The 16,258-nt window shown below is 49.3% G+C and carries 13 protein-coding genes; 10 read left to right on the plus strand and 3 right to left on the minus strand.

Features of this window, described 5'->3' with window-relative positions; all coding sequences use genetic code 11:
• Window positions 1–218 precede the first annotated feature (218 nt).
• Entirely contained in the window at window positions 219–3,641 is a 3,423-nt protein-coding gene (locus AXX12_RS03925; RefSeq protein WP_066238454.1) for a DNA polymerase III subunit alpha, read from the plus strand.
• A 67-nt stretch (window positions 3,642–3,708) separates the two neighbouring features.
• Here the strand turns inward: AXX12_RS03925 and AXX12_RS03930 are convergent, their stop codons facing one another.
• The 3 genes from AXX12_RS03930 to AXX12_RS03940 form a co-directional block, all read right to left on the minus strand.
• Complete coding sequence (locus AXX12_RS03930) at window positions 3,709–4,287, minus strand: YdcF family protein (protein WP_066238457.1); 579 nt, start codon at window positions 4,285–4,287, stop codon at window positions 3,709–3,711.
• A gap of 238 nt (window positions 4,288–4,525) precedes the next feature.
• A complete protein-coding gene (locus AXX12_RS03935) occupies window positions 4,526–5,362 on the minus strand; it encodes a methyl-accepting chemotaxis protein (RefSeq protein WP_066238460.1) in 837 nt (278 codons plus the stop codon).
• A 93-nt stretch (window positions 5,363–5,455) separates the two neighbouring features.
• Window positions 5,456–6,853 (minus strand): GntP family permease, encoded by a 1,398-nt coding sequence (locus AXX12_RS03940; protein WP_066238463.1) that lies wholly within the window; start codon window positions 6,851–6,853, stop codon window positions 5,456–5,458.
• Window positions 6,854–7,315: 462 nt separating this feature from the next.
• On the opposite strand from AXX12_RS03940, the gene AXX12_RS03945 reads away from it, so the two are divergent.
• From AXX12_RS03945 to AXX12_RS03985, 9 genes are all read left to right on the plus strand, one after another.
• Window positions 7,316–8,866, plus strand: a complete 1,551-nt coding sequence (locus tag AXX12_RS03945) for an acyl CoA:acetate/3-ketoacid CoA transferase (RefSeq protein WP_066238466.1) — start codon at window positions 7,316–7,318, stop codon at window positions 8,864–8,866.
• A 100-nt stretch (window positions 8,867–8,966) separates the two neighbouring features.
• Window positions 8,967–9,707, plus strand: a complete 741-nt coding sequence (locus AXX12_RS03950; protein ID WP_066238469.1) for a beta-ketoacyl-ACP reductase — start codon at window positions 8,967–8,969, stop codon at window positions 9,705–9,707.
• An 81-nt stretch (window positions 9,708–9,788) separates the two neighbouring features.
• The gene (locus AXX12_RS03955) at window positions 9,789–10,967 is read left to right on the plus strand and encodes an acetyl-CoA C-acetyltransferase (protein WP_066238472.1); all 1,179 of its coding nucleotides are present in this window, start codon (window positions 9,789–9,791) and stop codon (window positions 10,965–10,967) included.
• A gap of 220 nt (window positions 10,968–11,187) precedes the next feature.
• Window positions 11,188–12,327, plus strand: coding sequence for an acyl-CoA dehydrogenase (locus AXX12_RS03960; protein WP_066238475.1), 1,140 nt, complete (start codon window positions 11,188–11,190; stop codon window positions 12,325–12,327).
• A gap of 32 nt (window positions 12,328–12,359) precedes the next feature.
• Window positions 12,360–13,145, plus strand: a complete 786-nt coding sequence (locus tag AXX12_RS03965; RefSeq protein ID WP_066238477.1) for an electron transfer flavoprotein subunit beta/FixA family protein — start codon at window positions 12,360–12,362, stop codon at window positions 13,143–13,145.
• A gap of 13 nt (window positions 13,146–13,158) precedes the next feature.
• Window positions 13,159–14,358 carry an electron transfer flavoprotein subunit alpha gene (locus tag AXX12_RS03970; RefSeq protein WP_066238480.1) on the plus strand — a complete coding sequence of 400 codons (1,200 nt, stop codon included), beginning with the start codon at window positions 13,159–13,161 and terminating at the stop codon, window positions 14,356–14,358.
• A 66-nt stretch (window positions 14,359–14,424) separates the two neighbouring features.
• On the plus strand, window positions 14,425–14,841 hold the full coding sequence (locus AXX12_RS03975) for a MaoC family dehydratase (RefSeq protein WP_066238483.1): 417 nt from the start codon (window positions 14,425–14,427) through the stop codon (window positions 14,839–14,841).
• A gap of 56 nt (window positions 14,842–14,897) precedes the next feature.
• Complete coding sequence (locus tag AXX12_RS03980) at window positions 14,898–15,155, plus strand: cytochrome c-type biogenesis protein (RefSeq protein ID WP_066238485.1); 258 nt, start codon at window positions 14,898–14,900, stop codon at window positions 15,153–15,155.
• Window positions 15,156–15,419: 264 nt separating this feature from the next.
• Window positions 15,420–16,160 (plus strand): beta-ketoacyl-ACP reductase, encoded by a 741-nt coding sequence (locus AXX12_RS03985; RefSeq protein WP_066238488.1) that lies wholly within the window; start codon window positions 15,420–15,422, stop codon window positions 16,158–16,160.
• Window positions 16,161–16,258: the final 98 nt, after the last annotated feature.

The following is a 16,258-nucleotide window of genomic DNA, read 5'->3' on the forward strand; positions in this document are numbered from 1 at the left end:
TTTGATTTTCTCTGTGCCCTCTGTGTTTCCTCTGTGTTCTCTGTGGCAACGTAATCCCGCTTCTAGCCTTAGGCACTTATCCTCGGAAACAACCGTCATAAACGAATTCCACACCAGCCAAGAAGCTTTTTTGCAGGTGTGGAATTAGTTTTCTCGAAGGAACTTGGCGGTAGGATAGAGAATAACTTATTGATTGACTCAGAAAGGAAAAGGTCTTGATGAATACTGAGATACGACCAACCCCAGCATTTGTCCACTTGCATAATCATACAGAATACAGCCTGCTTGATGGGGCCAGCCGTATCACTAGTTTGATTGCTAAGGCTAAGCAAGCCGGCATGCCAGCTGTGGCGATTACTGACCACGGCGTCATGTATGGAGTGGTTGACTTTTATAAAGAAGCTAAGAAACAGGGTATCAAACCGATCATCGGCTGTGAGGTCTATGTTGCGCCACGATCGCGGTTGGAGAAGACGGCTGTTGAGGGTGAATCCTACTATCATCTTATTTTATTGGCAGAAAATCAGACAGGCTATCGTAATTTGCTGGAGCTGGTATCGCGTGGGCATCTTGAGGGCTTTTATTATAAGCCGCGTATTGATCGCGAAGTACTGCGCGAGTATTGCGAGGGCTTGATTTGCTTGAGCGCTTGTATCGCTGGGGAGATTCCGGCGCTGATTCTCAAGGGGGATGAAGCGGGAGCTGAACGCTTGTGCCAGGAATATCTCGATATTTTCGGGCCTGAACATTTCTTCCTCGAGCTGCAAGATCACCAGATGCCAGAACAAAAACAGGTTAACCGCATTCTCATCAAACTGGGTCAGAAGTTGGGCATCGGCTTGGTCGCGACCAACGATTCCCACTATGTCAACCGCAGTGATGCTGATTTCCACGAAATATTGCTTTGCATCCAAACCGGTAAGACGATTAATGATCCGAATCGAATGCAGTTTCCTAATCATGAATTTTATCTCAAAGATGCAGCCGAAATGGCGGAGTTATTTCCGGACTGTCCAGAAGCTCTGGCTAATACTGTGAAGATTGCGGAGCGTTGTGATGTCAAAATTAGTTTTGATGAATTGTATCTGCCGCAATTTCCTGTCCCAGATGGGGACACTGATGTCAGTTATTTGCGGCGGTTGTGCGAAGAGAGACTGTCCCGACGCTACCTCAATGTGAACGCCGAGGTTATGGAGCGGCTGGATTTTGAACTAGCAGTAATTGAGCAGATGGGCTACTCGAGCTATTTTCTCATTGTTTGGGACTTTGTCGATTATGCCCGTAGAAGCAACATCCCGGTCGGACCGGGGCGTGGTTCGGCTGCAGGCAGTATCGTCGCTTTTCTATTGGGTATCACCAATATCGATCCACTCAAATATGATCTGCTGTTTGAACGCTTCTTGAATCCGGACCGGGTCAGCATGCCAGATATTGATATCGACTTCTGCTATGTCAATCGCAGCAAAGTCATAGATTATGTGGTCGAACGCTATGGCAAAGACCGTGTGTCGCAGATCATCACCTTTGGCACGATGGCTGCCAAGGCCGCAATTCGTGATGTGGGGCGGGCGCTTTCCATGCCCTATGGCGAGGTTGACCGGGTAGCCAAACTCGTGCCAAATGAACTGGGGATTACGTTAAAGAAGGCGCTCGACAGCCAGGCCGAATTGAAAGCCGCCTATCAGAACGAACCGGCAACTCAGCGCTTGTTGGATTTAGCGATGGCGGTGGAGGGCTTGCCGCGCCATGCGTCCACCCACGCGGCCGGGATTGTGATTGCTAAAGAGCCACTAACCCACTTTGTGCCGCTGCAAAACTCATCGGAAAACTTTGTCACTACTCAATATGATAAAGACAAGGTCGAGGAGATCGGCCTGCTAAAAATGGATTTCCTGGGACTGCGTACCCTGACGGTTATCGGTGATGCTGTCCGTTTTATTGGTGAAAACCGCAGTGTTTGCATCGATCTCGAAAATATGCCACTAAACGATGAACAGACCTATGCCATGTTGTCTAGCGGCGATACGCTGGGTGTGTTCCAAATGGAGTCGTCTGGCATCACTGCCCTGATCAAAGAGTTGAAACCTGACCGCTTTACCGACCTGATCGCACTTGTTGCCTTGTATCGCCCTGGCCCGCTCGGCAGCGGCATGGTTGATGACTTTATCGCTCGTCGCCATGGAAAGAAGCAGGTCGATTATCTGCATCCTTTACTCGAACCGATTTTGGCTGATACTTTTGGCGTTATTCTCTATCAGGAACAGGTCATGAAAATTGCCTCAGTTCTGGCCGGCTTTAGCCTTGGACAGGCAGACCTGTTGCGGCGAGCCATGGGCAAGAAGAAGGCGGAAGTCATTGCCGGGCAAAAAGACAATTTCCTGAAAGGCGCCGCTGCGCAGGGCGTGGAGGTCAAGCTGGCTACAGAAGTCTTTGATTTGATTGCCCACTTTGCTGATTATGGTTTTAACAAATCACACAGCGCCGCTTATGCCCTGGTGGCATACCAGACAGCCTATTTAAAGACACATTATCCGCAGGAATTCATGGCTGCTCTGTTGTCTAGCGTTATGGGCACTAATGAGAAGGTCGGTCTGTATATCGAAGAGTCGCGCCGTAAAGGCATCCAAGTGCTGCCGCCTGATGTCAATGCCAGTCAGACAGGATTCTCTGTTAATGGCAATGCGATCCGATTTGGCTTGGCTGGTGTAAAGAATGTCGGTGAGGCGGCGATTCAGCACATCGTGGCGGCGCGGGAGGCTGACGGCAGCTTTGAATCACTGGTGGATTTCTTCAGTCGGGTAGATATGCGGGTAGTCAACAAACGGGTGGTAGAGAGCTTGATCAAATGTGGCGCCTTTGATTCCTTTGGCTGTCGCCGCTCACAATTGCTGGCAGTGCTTGATCATGCAGCCGATCTGGCAGCTAAGAAACAACGCGATCAGGCCAGCGGCCAGCTTGACTTATTCGGTGGCGACGACCATGACGACTACGAGCAAGTGCCTTTACCGGATATCCCAGAGATCGGCGAGGAACAGCGACTGGCCTATGAGAAAGAAATGATCGGCTTTTATGTGACCGGTCACCCGCTGAACCGCTTCCGTGATAAGATGAATAGCTTGACGCCGATCAGTTCGCTGTTGTCAGACGACTGCACCGATGGACAAATACTGCGCATCGGCGGTACAGTTGCTACTTCAAAGCGGATCACGACAAAGAACGGCAGTCAGATGTGCTTCCTAACGTTAGAAGACTTTGTTGATCAAATCGAAGTTGTCGTATTTGCAAGGTTATTTGAAAAGGTCAATCGTATTTTGTTGCCAGACGCGCCGATCGTAGTTAATGGCAGATTGAGCAAAAACGAGGAAACGGCTAAGCTGATCGCTGAGGATATTCAGCCGTTAGACGCCGCGCCGCTGCAGGAGGTGCGAATTAAACTGCGCCGTGACCAAGAAACCGCTGATGTATTTGAACAACTCAAAGACGTCTTTGCCGCTTACCGCGGAGCGAGCACCGTCTTCTTGCACCTGGTCGACAGTCGCCGGGTCATTAAAACCGAGTCTCAGTTCTGGATTGACCCTTCGCCGCAAGCTGTTAGAGCGCTTGAAGCAGTAGCCGGACAGGGCTGTGTGACAGTTAGCTAGAAAATAGAAACAAGCGCCCCTACTCATGGCCCCGACGAGGGGTATGAGCGGGGCGCTTGTGCTATTCTCACTTCGGTTCTATAAACAGCAGCGATACCATGGCGGCGCCTTCGCGGACATATTGCTTGGTGGTCAAGTAAAGATTGTCAGCCATTGGCGCCGGCGCGCCGGTTGCCGGCAACTGGAGCTGACTCGCTAGAGCTAGTGCGCGACGGATGTGGGAGGCGTTTGATACAATTATCGCGTTTGATAAATTTCTCTCACGCATGACAGCCTGGGAGAATGCTAGGTTCTGAAATGTATTTTTTGACTGTTCTTCAATATAGACAGCTGATTCCGGTACACCATGTCTGACGAGGAATGCCTTCATTGCTGCCGCTTCACTAATCTCTTCATCCCAGCCTTTTCCGCCGCTGACAATGATGCTAGGGGCGTAGTTGGCCTCATACAGACGTACAGCTTCCTCCAAGCGCAGACGCAGCATTGTGCTGGGTTCACGCCCGATTAGCTTGGCGCCAAGTACGATGATGGTGTCGGCTGGTGCAGGTTTTGTTGTCTGACCAGCGGCAATGATGGGGATCTCCACAACAGCCAGCACGAGTAGAAATAAGGTAAGCAGATAGCTTCTCCATGATTTTTTGAGCATAAGGTTTCTCCTGACAGGGATCTGTATTTATCTTTATAGTATAGCACAGATGTGACGAGAGTTGCTGTCTGAACTAGCCCGGTTAGAACAAAAATGGCCGCACCGAAATTCGGCGCGGCCATTTTTTCGAGAAGAGTAAGTCGATGCGGCTTACAGATACCAGTGATTTGGTGGAATACGATGATGATAACGCCAGTCACAAACGGAAAAATAACGAAGGATATAAGACATTGGTAAGTTAATTTTGCGTGAGCTTGTCGGCCATGTTGTCAATGCTTTGCACAACACCGCTTGTTTCTTGTATAGTGGCTGCAACGTGCGTAATTGCTTCAGAGATTTGGGAGACGGAGGCTGATACCTGCTTTAATTGCTGGTAGGTGGAATCAGTATCGTTCTGGATTGCGGATGAGATTTCGGCTATGCTTTTTACGGCATCAGCGCTTATTGTTGCCAGTTTGCGGATTTCCTCTGCTACCACGCCGAAGCCGCGGCCATGATCGCCTACACGGGCGGCTTCAATAGCGGCGTTAAGACCTAACAGGTTGGTTTGTCCGGCAATGTTTCGAATGAGCGACAACGCTTGATCGGTATTCCTGGCTCTGCTTTGCAGAATCTGCGCCGTGTTAGTGAGTTCGCTCGTTACTGCCGCGATTTCCTCAGTCTGTGCGGACACTTCTTCAGACGAACTTGCAAGACTGCTGATCATGTCATTAAGTTTGGATGCGGTAGTTTTCATGCCATCCTGCTGCTCTGTTGATTCAATGATGACGGCACCACCGACAACACGATTGTCAGTATCGAATATCGGATAAGCCATGGCAATATAGGGAAGACCGAAAGTGTTCTTATCGCCGCGCACAACGATCCGCCGTTTTTCTTCGATAGCCCGGCTTACAGCCGTTCCAGGTTTAAGTGGTGTGCCAGAGGATATTTTCAAGTCAAGGGAACGGCTTGGCTGGTAGAGTAAATATTTTTCTCTGTCAGTGACGGCGATTCCGATATTATCATTCAAAACTTTAGCGATTACTGGCATAGTTAAAAGGAACGAATCCAAAACAGGATTGCCGCTGGACATACGGAGGCCTCCTTTATACGCGGGTTGAAGTGTCAGGAAAAAAGCGCATGTAATAATCATTACACGCGCTTTTTTATTTTGCTATGCGGTTTTTTACAGAATACCGGTTACCGTGTGCAGAATAATTACTGCGAAAACAGCTATGGTCTTGAGGCAGGTGATCATGAAGATATCCGGGTAGGAGTCCTTATGGGTTAAACCGCACACTGCGAGCAGTGTGATTACCGCGCCGTTGTGGGGTAGGGTATCCATACCGCCAGAGGCCATGGAAGCGACGCGGTGCAGCATTTCAGGGGACATGCCGATTTGGTTGGCCCATGCCAGCCAGTCTTTGGCCATGAGGTCAAGAGCAATCGACATACCACCTGAGGCAGAACCGGTAATACCAGCAAGCGTGGTTACGGTTACGGCTTCAGATACCAGCGGAGTTCCGCCGATTTTAATGCCCATCAGCGCGCCGGAGATAGATTTGAAGCCAGGCAGGGATGCTACTACGTTGCCGTAGCCGACCTCGGAAGCGGTGTTCATGATGGCCAGCAGTGAGCCGATCGCGCCGGCGTTCAGAGCCTTGGCCAAGCCGCCTTTCGGCAGACGGGTAACTCCCAACGAGACCGCAAGAACGATACCGCAAACAAGGGCTATGATGAGCGACCAAATGCTGATTACGTTTTTCACAGAGGCAGCTATCAAAGGCAGTTTCATCGCTTGGAATGGAGCCAGCAGGTTGGGATCCCAAGTAAAGAGACGGGTCATAATAAAGTTAACCACCAGAACAGTTACCAGCGGCAGTGCGGCAATATACCATGCCGGCAGGCCGGAGTCGTCGCGTGCTTCTGGCTCGTTGATGGTATGGTTGCCGTAGCCTTCGCCTGCCGCGGCAGCTGCCTTGCGACGGCGCTCAAGCCACCATAAACCACCGGCGGCAATTGCCAAACCGCCGAGGATACCGCTGATCGGAGCGGCATAGATGTTGGTTCCGAAGAAGTTGGTAGGAATGATGTTTTGGATCTGGGGGGTGCCAGGGAAAGAGTCCATCGTAAAGGTAAAGGCCCCTAGGGCAATGGAGCCCGGAATAAGGCGTTTCGGAATATTGGCCTCTCTAAACAGCGCTGCTGCAAACGGATAGACAGCGAACACAACTACGAACAAGCTAACGCCGCCGTAGGTAAGCGCTGCGCCGGCCAAAACAACCGCTAAAATGGCGCGCTCTTGCCCAAGACCTTTTATGATCGAGATGGAAATGCTCTTCGCAAGACCGGTGTCTTCCATCACTTTGCCAAAGACGGCGCCGAGCATGAAGATCGGGAAGAAGGTTTTAACATAGACTACTGCTTTTGCCATAAATAGCTCGGTATACGCAGGCATTAAGGCGAGGCCCGACATTGTTGCTGCAAGAAGGGCAAAAATCGGGGAGAAGAGGATAACGGAAAAGCCTCTGTACGCAAAGAACATTAATAAGAACAAACTTAAGAGAATACCAAATGCTTCCATTTTTATGCCTCCTTAAATTTAAATACATTGCGGATAAGAAACAGTGATTGACGCCCAGATACACCTCCTGTTAGAAAATTTGCTGTTCGCGAAAATATATAGAAGCAAGTTTCATGCCAATAGAATGATATAGAAAACAAATAGTATTGGAATGTGTGGCAATACTATTTGTTTTCTCCGAAAAGTCTTTTTTATTCATAGTAATTATACGTGTGTAAATGAAATTTTAAAGATGAACGGATTGTAGATGTCTCTATAATGCAGTTTTAACAATGTATGATTTGTAGACGGACATAGACAGTGATGTCTATAAAATTCGACGATTAATATGTCTAAAGCTGGACAGTTTAATCCATTATGCTACCGTAATACAAAGAGTATTTTGGCGGAAGGCTTTTGGCATGCTATTTGCATGAGATGAAAACGAGTACTAATTTAATTACAACAAGGAGGAGTGGGCATATGGCAAAAATTATTACGGTGGCGGAAGCGGCCAAGCTTGTTAAAGACGGAGTAACTGTGGCAACAAGTGGTTTTGTTGGCATCGGGCACGCCGAGGCTGTGACAGCAGCGCTGGAAGAACGGTTTAAACAAGAAGGGGCCCCGCGCGACCTGACGCTGGTATATTGCGCCGGACAAGGCGACGGCAAGGAGCGCGGCTTGAATCATTTAGGACAGGAAGGCATGGTTAAGCGCGTTGTAGGCGGCCATTGGAATTTGGCTCCCAAGCTTGGAAAACTGGCAATGGAAAATAAAATCGAAGCTTACAACTTCCCGCAGGGAACACTGGTGCAGTGGCTTCGGAACGTTGCCGGCAAAAAGCCGGGGATAATCACTAAAGTTGGTCTCAACACTTTTTGTGATCCTCGCGTTGAGGGCGGCAAACTCAACAGCGTAACTAAAGAAGATCTTGTAGAAGTAGTCGAGCTTGGCGGCGAAGAGTGGCTTTGGTACAAGCAGTTTCCGATTCACGTAGGTATCATTCGCGGTACAAGCGCTGACGAAAATGGCAATATATCTATAGAAAAAGAAGCGCTTGCGCTGGAGATTTTACCAATTGCCCAAGCAGCTCACAATGCGGGCGGTATTGTTATTGCCCAGGTAGAACGCATCGTACAAAGTGGTACACTGCATCCTAAGAGTGTTAAAGTTCCGGGAATCCTCGTAGACTATGTGGTAGTGGCTGAAGATATCACTAAACATGCGCAGACGTTTGCCGAACAGTACAATCCAGCCTATTCCGGTGAAGTTCGCATCCCGCTGTCAGCTATCGCGCCGATGGAACTGGACGAGCGCAAGGTTATTAGTCGCAGAGCAGCCATGGAGCTAATTCCGAATGCAATTGTCAATCTCGGTATTGGTATGCCGGAAGGTGTATCGATGGTGGCCAACGAAGAAGGTATCGGTGCGATGATGACGCTCACTGTCGAACCTGGTGGTGTCGGCGGCGTACCGGCTGGTGGTTTGAGCTTTGGCGCGGTCAGTAATGCAGAATGCTTTGTAGACCAGCCTTATCAGTTCGACTTTTATGATGGCGGCGGTCTTGATCTGGCTTTCTTGGGTCTGGCTGAAACCGACAAGCATGGCAACATCAATGTAAGCAAATTCAAAGGACGCGTTGCTGGCGCAGGCGGATTTATCAATATCACCCAGAACGCTAAACGAGTTGTATTCTGCGGAACCTTTACCGCCGGTGGCTTGGATGTTAAAGTTGGTGGCGGCAAGCTGACGATTGTCACTGAAGGAAGAAATAAGAAGTTCCTTGATCATGTTGAACAGATCACCTTCAGCGGTAAGTATGCGCAAAAAGTTGAACAGCCGGTTCTCTATATTACCGAGCGCGCAGTCTTCGAACTGACTGACAAGGGTATGTTACTGACGGAAGTCGCGCCTGGAGTAGATATGGAAAAAGATATTTTGGCTCTGATGGATTTCAAACCAATCATTTCTCCTAATCTGAAGACAATGGATGAACGTATCTTCCTAGTTGAGCCCATGGGTCTGAAAAAATAATAGATATCAGCTTAGTCGATTTACGCATGACACGCAGGTTGCGAAATCAATGATGCGCAAAAAATAAAATGTGCGGCTAAAGCCGCGGAAGGAGATTGTCATGAGAGGATTAAAAGGTAAGGTAGCAATTATTACAGGAGCAGCAGGAGGGATTGGCAAGGCTACAGCGCTTCGTTTTGCTGAGGAAGGCGCCGATATTGTTGTTGCTGACTTCGCCGATGGCGCCGGTACAGTTCAGGAAGTTGAGGCTAAAGGTACCAAGGCCGTTTATGTCAAAGTAGACGTTACCAATGAAGACAGTGTTAAAGCTATGGTTGTTAAAGCCATTGAGGTATTTGGCAAAGTTGACGTTCTGATCAACAACGCAGGTATTACCAAGGACGCTATGATGAAAAAGATGACCAAAGATGCTTGGGATGCAGTTATCAGCGTTAACCTAACTGGTGTGTTCAATTGCACATCCGCAGTGCTCCCCCACATGCTTGAGCAGAAATCCGGCGTTGTGCTGACCACTTCTTCGGTTGTCGGCATCTATGGAAACCTTGGACAGACAAACTATGCTGCTACTAAGTGGGGCGTTATCGGCATGACCAAATCCTGGGCCAAAGAAATGGCTAAAAACGGTCTTCGCTTTAACTGCGTAGCTCCTGGTTTCATCGGTACTGAAATGGTTAAAAAAATACCTGAGCAAGTATTGGCCGAAAAGATCTTAGTTAAAGTTCCTCAAGGCCGTTTGGGTGAGCCTGAAGAAATTGCTGCCGCATTTGCCTTCCTTGCTTCCGACGACGCTAAGTTCATTAATGGCGCCGTATTGAGCGTTGACGGAGCTTGCACACTATAATTTAAACTGAACGCTGACAGGACCTGGCCAAAGCCGGGTCCTAACAAATGAAGGATTAAAAGAATAAGGGAGGAATCCAACATGAGAGAAGTAGTCATCGTCGCAGCGGCGCGAACCGCTATCGGTAATTTCAACGGCAGTCTTGCATCCTTCTCGGCGCCTGAATTAGGTAAATTTGCGATTGAGGAAGCTCTGAAACGTGCAGGTATTGACGGATCTGCAGTCGACGAGGTCATCCTCGGCAACGTGCTCCAGGCCGGCATTGGACAGAACCCAGCCCGTCAAGCCGCCATCAAAGCCGGTTTGCCAGTGGAAGTTCCCTCCTATACCATTAACAAGGTCTGCGGCTCCGGCCTGAAATCAGTCAACCTAGCCGCTCAAGCCATCCGGGTAGGTGACTCTGATACCATCGTCGCCGGTGGCTTTGAAAGTATGACGAATGCGCCGTTCCTGTTGGAGAAGGCGCGCTGGGGCTACCGCATGGGACATGGAAAGGTGATTGATGTCATGATTCGCGACGGTCTGTGGTGCGCGTTTAATGACTACCACATGGGCATTACGGCGGAAAACGTTGCCGAAAAATTTGGCGTCAGCCGCGAAGACCAAGACCAACTCGCAGCCGAGTCTCAAGCCAAAGCGTTGAAAGCGATCGAAAATGGCTACTTCAAGCAGGAAATCGTTCCAGTAGTGGTGAAGGGCAGAAAAGGCGATGTTGTCTTTGATACAGACGAATACCCCAAACCTGGCACTGACGGTACATCACTGTGTGGCCTAAAGCCTGCCTTCAAGAAAGAAGGCAGCGTTACCGCCGGCAATGCGTCAGGCATTAATGACGGCGCAGCCGCTCTGGTCGTCATGTCGGCGGAAAAAGCCGCGAAACTCGGTCTGAAACCGCTAGCTAAAATCCTGTCTTATGGCGAAGGTGGCGTTGATCCGTCAATCATGGGCATGGGCCCTGTAGCTGCTACCCGCAAAGCGCTTGACAGAGCCGGATTAACCATTGGCGATATCGACCTGATCGAGGCCAATGAAGCGTTTGCCGCTCAGTTCTTAGCAGTGGGTAAAGAACTCAGCTTTATTAAGGAAAAAGTCAATGTTCACGGTGGCGCTATTGCCCTTGGTCATCCGATCGGTGCCAGCGGCGCGCGTATTCTGGTTACTCTGCTCCATGCCATGAAACAGCATGGCGCTAAACGCGGCTTGGCCACACTTTGCATCGGCGGCGGTCAAGGTGTCGCGACAATTATCGAATCTGTCTAAATTACTGAGTAGTAGCGCCAATAGCAATTTTGCTGGCGCTACTACTAAAAAAAATAATGTGATTTTTTTCACTTTATCGCAACCATTTATTGCAGCTTGTGTTATAATAATCAGAGAACTCTAGAAAAAGCTAGATTGTCTTTGAGCGAGCTTACAGTCTACGGATTGGCCGCAGGCTGTGCTAAGATAAAAAAACGAAAAATTCTGAGGAGGGTTTACTATGATTTTTCAACTCAACGAAGAACAATTAATGATGCAAAAAATGGTACGTGAATTTGCAGAGAAGAAAGTTGCGCCAGGCGCAGCAGAACGCGACGAAGCCGAACAATTTGACAGGGAACTGTATAACGAGCTGTCAGACCTCGGTGTATCCGGCATCTGTTTCCCTGAAGAATACGGCGGCGCCGGCGGTGACACTTTAAGCTACATATTGGCAGTTGAAGAACTCAGCCGCGCTGACGACGGTGTCGGCGTTTCCTTATCCGCGACTGTTTCTCTTTGCGCTTGGCCGATCTTCGCCTATGGAACCGAAGCCCAAAAGAAAAAATACCTCACCCCGCTAGCGGAAGGCACTCATATGGGAGCCTTCGGCCTTACTGAGCCGAACGCCGGCACTGATGCTGCTTCCCAACAAACTGTCGCAGTGCTTGATGGTGATCACTATGTACTGAATGGCAGCAAGATCTTTATTACTAACGCCCGCGAAGCGGAAACCTATATTGTGATGGCAATGACAGATAAAAGCAGAGGGACAAGAGGAATTTCCGCCTTTATCGTCGAAAAAGACACTCCAGGCTTCACTTTTGGCAAAAAAGAACATAAGATGGGCATCCGTTCCTCAATTACCATGGAACTGATTTTCCAAGACGCAAGAATTCCCAAAGAAAATCTTCTTGGTAAAGAAGGCGACGGTTTCAAAATCGCTATGACCACCTTGGACGGCGGCCGCATTGGCGTTGCCGCGCAAGCTCTCGGCATTGCGCAAGCTGCACTGGATCACGCAGTCAAATACTCCAAAGAACGCGTTCAATTTGGCAAGCCTATTGCTGCTAACCAAGCGATCGCTTTCATGATTGCCGATATGGCAACCAAAGTTGAAGCCGCTCGTCTGTTAACCTACCGCGCTGCTTATTGTAAAGATCAAGGCCTGTCGTACTCCAAAGAAGCGGCTATGGCGAAAATGTATGCCTCAGACGCTGCGATGGCTGTCACGACTGACGCGGTCCAAATTTTCGGCGGTTATGGTTACAGTCGCGAATACCCGGTTGAGCGCCTGATGAGAAATGCAAAAATTACCCAAATTTATGAAGGTACAAACCAAGTTCAGCGTATGGTCGTCTCAGGCGCCGTTCTGCGCTAACTGGAATCTGAAAAGCAACAGGAGGCAGGAAAATGGAAATCGTGGTCTTTGTCAAGCAAGTGCCTGACACTACCGAAGTCAAGATCGACCCTCAAACCAACACGCTAATTCGCCAGGGCGTACCCAGCATTGTTAACCCGTTTGATAAGAACGCGGTCGAGGCAGCCCTGCAACTCAAGGAGAAGCATGGCGGCAAGGTGACTGTGGTTTCAATGGGACCGCCCCAGGCCAAAGACGCGCTGAAGGAATGTATCGCCATGGGCGCTGATGAAGCATTGCTCGTCAGTGATCGGGCATTCGGCGGGGCCGACACTCTCGCTACTAGCTACACACTTGCTGCGGCCGCGAAGAAACTCGGCAAAGTTGACATGATTATCTGCGGCAAACAAGCCATTGATGGCGACACGGCGCAAGTCGGGCCAGAGATTGCCGAACACCTCGGTATGCCGCAAGTTACCTATGTAGCCAAAATCGACGTTAACGGCGAGACCGTCCGCGTCGAACGCGAACACGAAGAAGGCTATGAAATTATCGAAGTTAACATGCCGGTCCTGCTAACTGTCGTAAAATCAATTAACGAGCCACGCTATCCGACCGTCAAGGGCACGATGAAAGCCAACCGTAAAGAAATTCCGGTCTGGACTGTGAATGACATTGAAGTGGACGCCGAGAAAATCGGTTTGAAGGGCTCGCCTACCCAAGTCCGCAAGATATTTACCCCCAAACAGCGTGTGCAGGGCGAAGTCATTCAGGCGGAGACTGCACGGGAAGCCGTTGCGGCTCTGATTCAAAAACTGTCTGACGCGAAAATTGTGTAGGGGGTAACAGAAAATGGCTGTAAAAGTAATTCCTGATCAATGTATTGGTTGCACCGCTTGTGTGAATGTATGCCCATTTGGCGCCATCATCATGCAAGACGGCAAAGCATTTATCACTGAGGCCTGCACGGCGTGCGGCGCTTGTATTGACGTCTGCCCGGTCGGCGCGATTATTCGCGAAGACGAAGGCCCTAAAGCTGTCGCGGCAGACAAAGGCTCATATAAAGGTGTTTGGGTTTTCATCGAGCAAGTCGAAGGCCAAGCCCGTGGCGTAGGCATTGAACTCTTAGGTCAGGCCCGTCAATTGGCTGACCAGATGAAAGAAGAAGTAGCTGCTGTGCTCATCGGTGATAAAGTGGAGCACCTGGCGGCAGACCTATTTGCCAGCGGCGCTGACAAAGTGTATTTGGTCGAAGGGCCGGAATACGCGCTTTACAGCACAGATGGCTACACCATCGCCTTTGCTGACTTGATCGAGACCTACAAGCCATCGGTTATTCTGATGGGTGCTACCAATGACGGCCGTGATCTTGGACCACGCGTCGCCTGCCGCGTGCAAACCGGCTTGACGGCTGACTGCACTGGCTTGTCGATTGACGAACAAACCGGATTAGTTGCTTGGACCCGTCCCGCTTTTGGCGGTAACATCATGGCAACCATCCTCTGTCCAGATCATCGTCCGCAAATGGGCACAATTCGTCCGAAAGTCTTCAAAAAGCCTGAACCGGATGCCACAAGAACTGGTGAGATTGTCCGCGTAGCCAGCAAAGTCAAGGCAGACGACATCCGCACCAAGCTGGTTGATATCCTGCGTGTCTGCACTGCGTCTTGCAACTTGGAAGAAGCCGAGATCATCGTCTCTGGCGGTCGTGGCATGTGCAAACCGGAAAACTTTGCCATGATTGAGGAATTGGCAGACGTGTTGGGCGGCGCTGTCGGCGCATCTCGCGCAGCGGTTGACGCAGGTTGGAAGCAAGCCTTGCATCAGGTTGGCCAAACTGGCAAAACCGTTGGTCCAAAAATTTACTTTGCTTTCGGTATTTCTGGTGCGATTCAGCATCTGGCAGGCATGAGTTCTTCAGATATCATTATCGCTGTCAATAAGGACGCCGACGCCCCAATCTTCAAAATGGCTGACTACGGTATTGTCGGCGATGCCATGGAAATTCTACCGATCTTGACCGAAGAATTCAAAAAAATTAAGCAAGCGTAATCACTGCAAAAAAAAATTGCCGTTGCGCGTATTTATAATGTGACGGCTCAAATAGGAGAGGATATCATGGTACAAGATATTCCATTTGCAGACATTAAAATCGGGGATAAAGCCAGCATGTCAAAAACTGTCACCGAATATGACGTCTATACCTTTGCGGGCTTGACCGGAGACTTTAATCCGGTGCATGTCAATGCAGAATTTGCTAAGAACACGATGTTCAAAGAACGTATTGCCCATGGCATGTTGTCAGCCGGATTTATCTCCGCTGTGTTGGGAACCACTTTGCCTGGCGCTAATACCATTTACCTTGGCCAAGAACTATCGTTCAAAGCCCCGGTCAAGATTGGCGACACAGTTACCGCAACTGTAGAAGTTATTGAAAAAATTGAAGAAAAGCACCGTCTAGTTTTCAGGACAACTGTTGTGAATCAAGAGGGTACCCTGGTTATTGACGGCAAGGCCACCGCATTGAAGAAGTAAAAGAGTCCCCCTCCTGTAGAATTTCAGCAATGAAATAAACGGGAGGGGGTACTGTCGTGTCTAATGAAAGCAAACGAGGATATACCCATATCCAAGCACTTGAGAAAGAGATATTAGAAATGATTGCAAGCGGAAAAACCCAGCGGGAAGTATTTGATTACTTTGGCTTTAAGAACAAATATGTAATTAAACGCTTTGTCTCCCGATATCGGCGACGCCAGTTCGCAGAAGAAGATTGCTTCGGCCTGTGGCCTCTCAATAACATATGGGGGCGAATTAGCATCCCGCCAATGTCATCGCGAGGAACGCAGTGAAGGGGCGATATTTTTCGTTTTTTGCAGTCTTTCTTGCTCATGGCACGCTTATGTGTTGAGTAGCACAGTGGAGTACAATCTTGTTAGCACAACTCTCGGTCGTACGCGTCTTTAGACACGGTGTCTAATTGGGTACATACTTGACTACGTTTTTGAGTGACCGAGAGCCTATCTTTTGCATTATTTCGGCTTGGCGCGCTTCTTGCATTTTGTAGTGATTGCAAACGTTGTTTACTGCTATAAAAAAATCAGGAGGTAATGTACATGAGAGGATTAAAAGACAAAGTCGCTATTATCACCGGTGCTGCTGGCGGGATCGGTAAGGCGACTGCATTGCGGTTCGCAGCCGAAGGAACGTACGTTGTTGTAGCCGATTTTGCTGATGGCAGCGGTACTGTTGCAGAAGTCGAGCAGTTGGGCTCCAAGGGCTTGTATGTTCAAGTCGATGTCACCAACCCTGACAGTGTAAAAGCCATGGTTGAGAAGGCCAAAGAAGTCTTTGGCCGCGTTGACGTGCTGATCAACAACGCAGGGATTACCAAAGATGCTATGATGAAGAAAATGTCCAAAGATGCTTGGGATGCGGTTATCGGCGTAAACCTGACTGGCGTATTCAACTGCACTTCAGCTGTTTTGCCGATCATGCTTGAACAACAATCTGGCGTTGTTCTGACGACTTCCTCGGTCGTTGGTATCTATGGCAACTTAGGTCAAACTAACTATGCCGCCAGCAAATGGGGTGTCATTGGCATGACTAAGTCCTGGGCCAAAGAAATGGCCAAGAACGGTTTGCGTTTCAACTGCGTAGCTCCTGGCTTTATCGCCACCGATATGGTCAAGAAGATTCCTGAACAAGTTCTCAAAGAAAAAATCATCATCAAGATTCCTCAAGGCCGCCTAGGTGAGCCGGAAGAAATCGCTGCCGCCTTCGCTTTTCTGGCGTCCGACGATGCAAAATTCATTAACGGCACAGTACTCAGCGTCGACGGCGCTTGCACACTGTAAGTCAAAACTGGAACTTTGCGGTCAGACCCTCGCCAATTGGCTGGGTCTGACTGCTTTTGTCTTTTTTTGTGGACATGCAGGGATTGACTGCTCTTCCG

The organism is Anaerosporomusa subterranea, assembly GCF_001611555.1.
In the GTDB taxonomy this organism is placed as follows: Bacteria; Bacillota; Negativicutes; order Sporomusales; family Acetonemataceae; genus Anaerosporomusa; species Anaerosporomusa subterranea.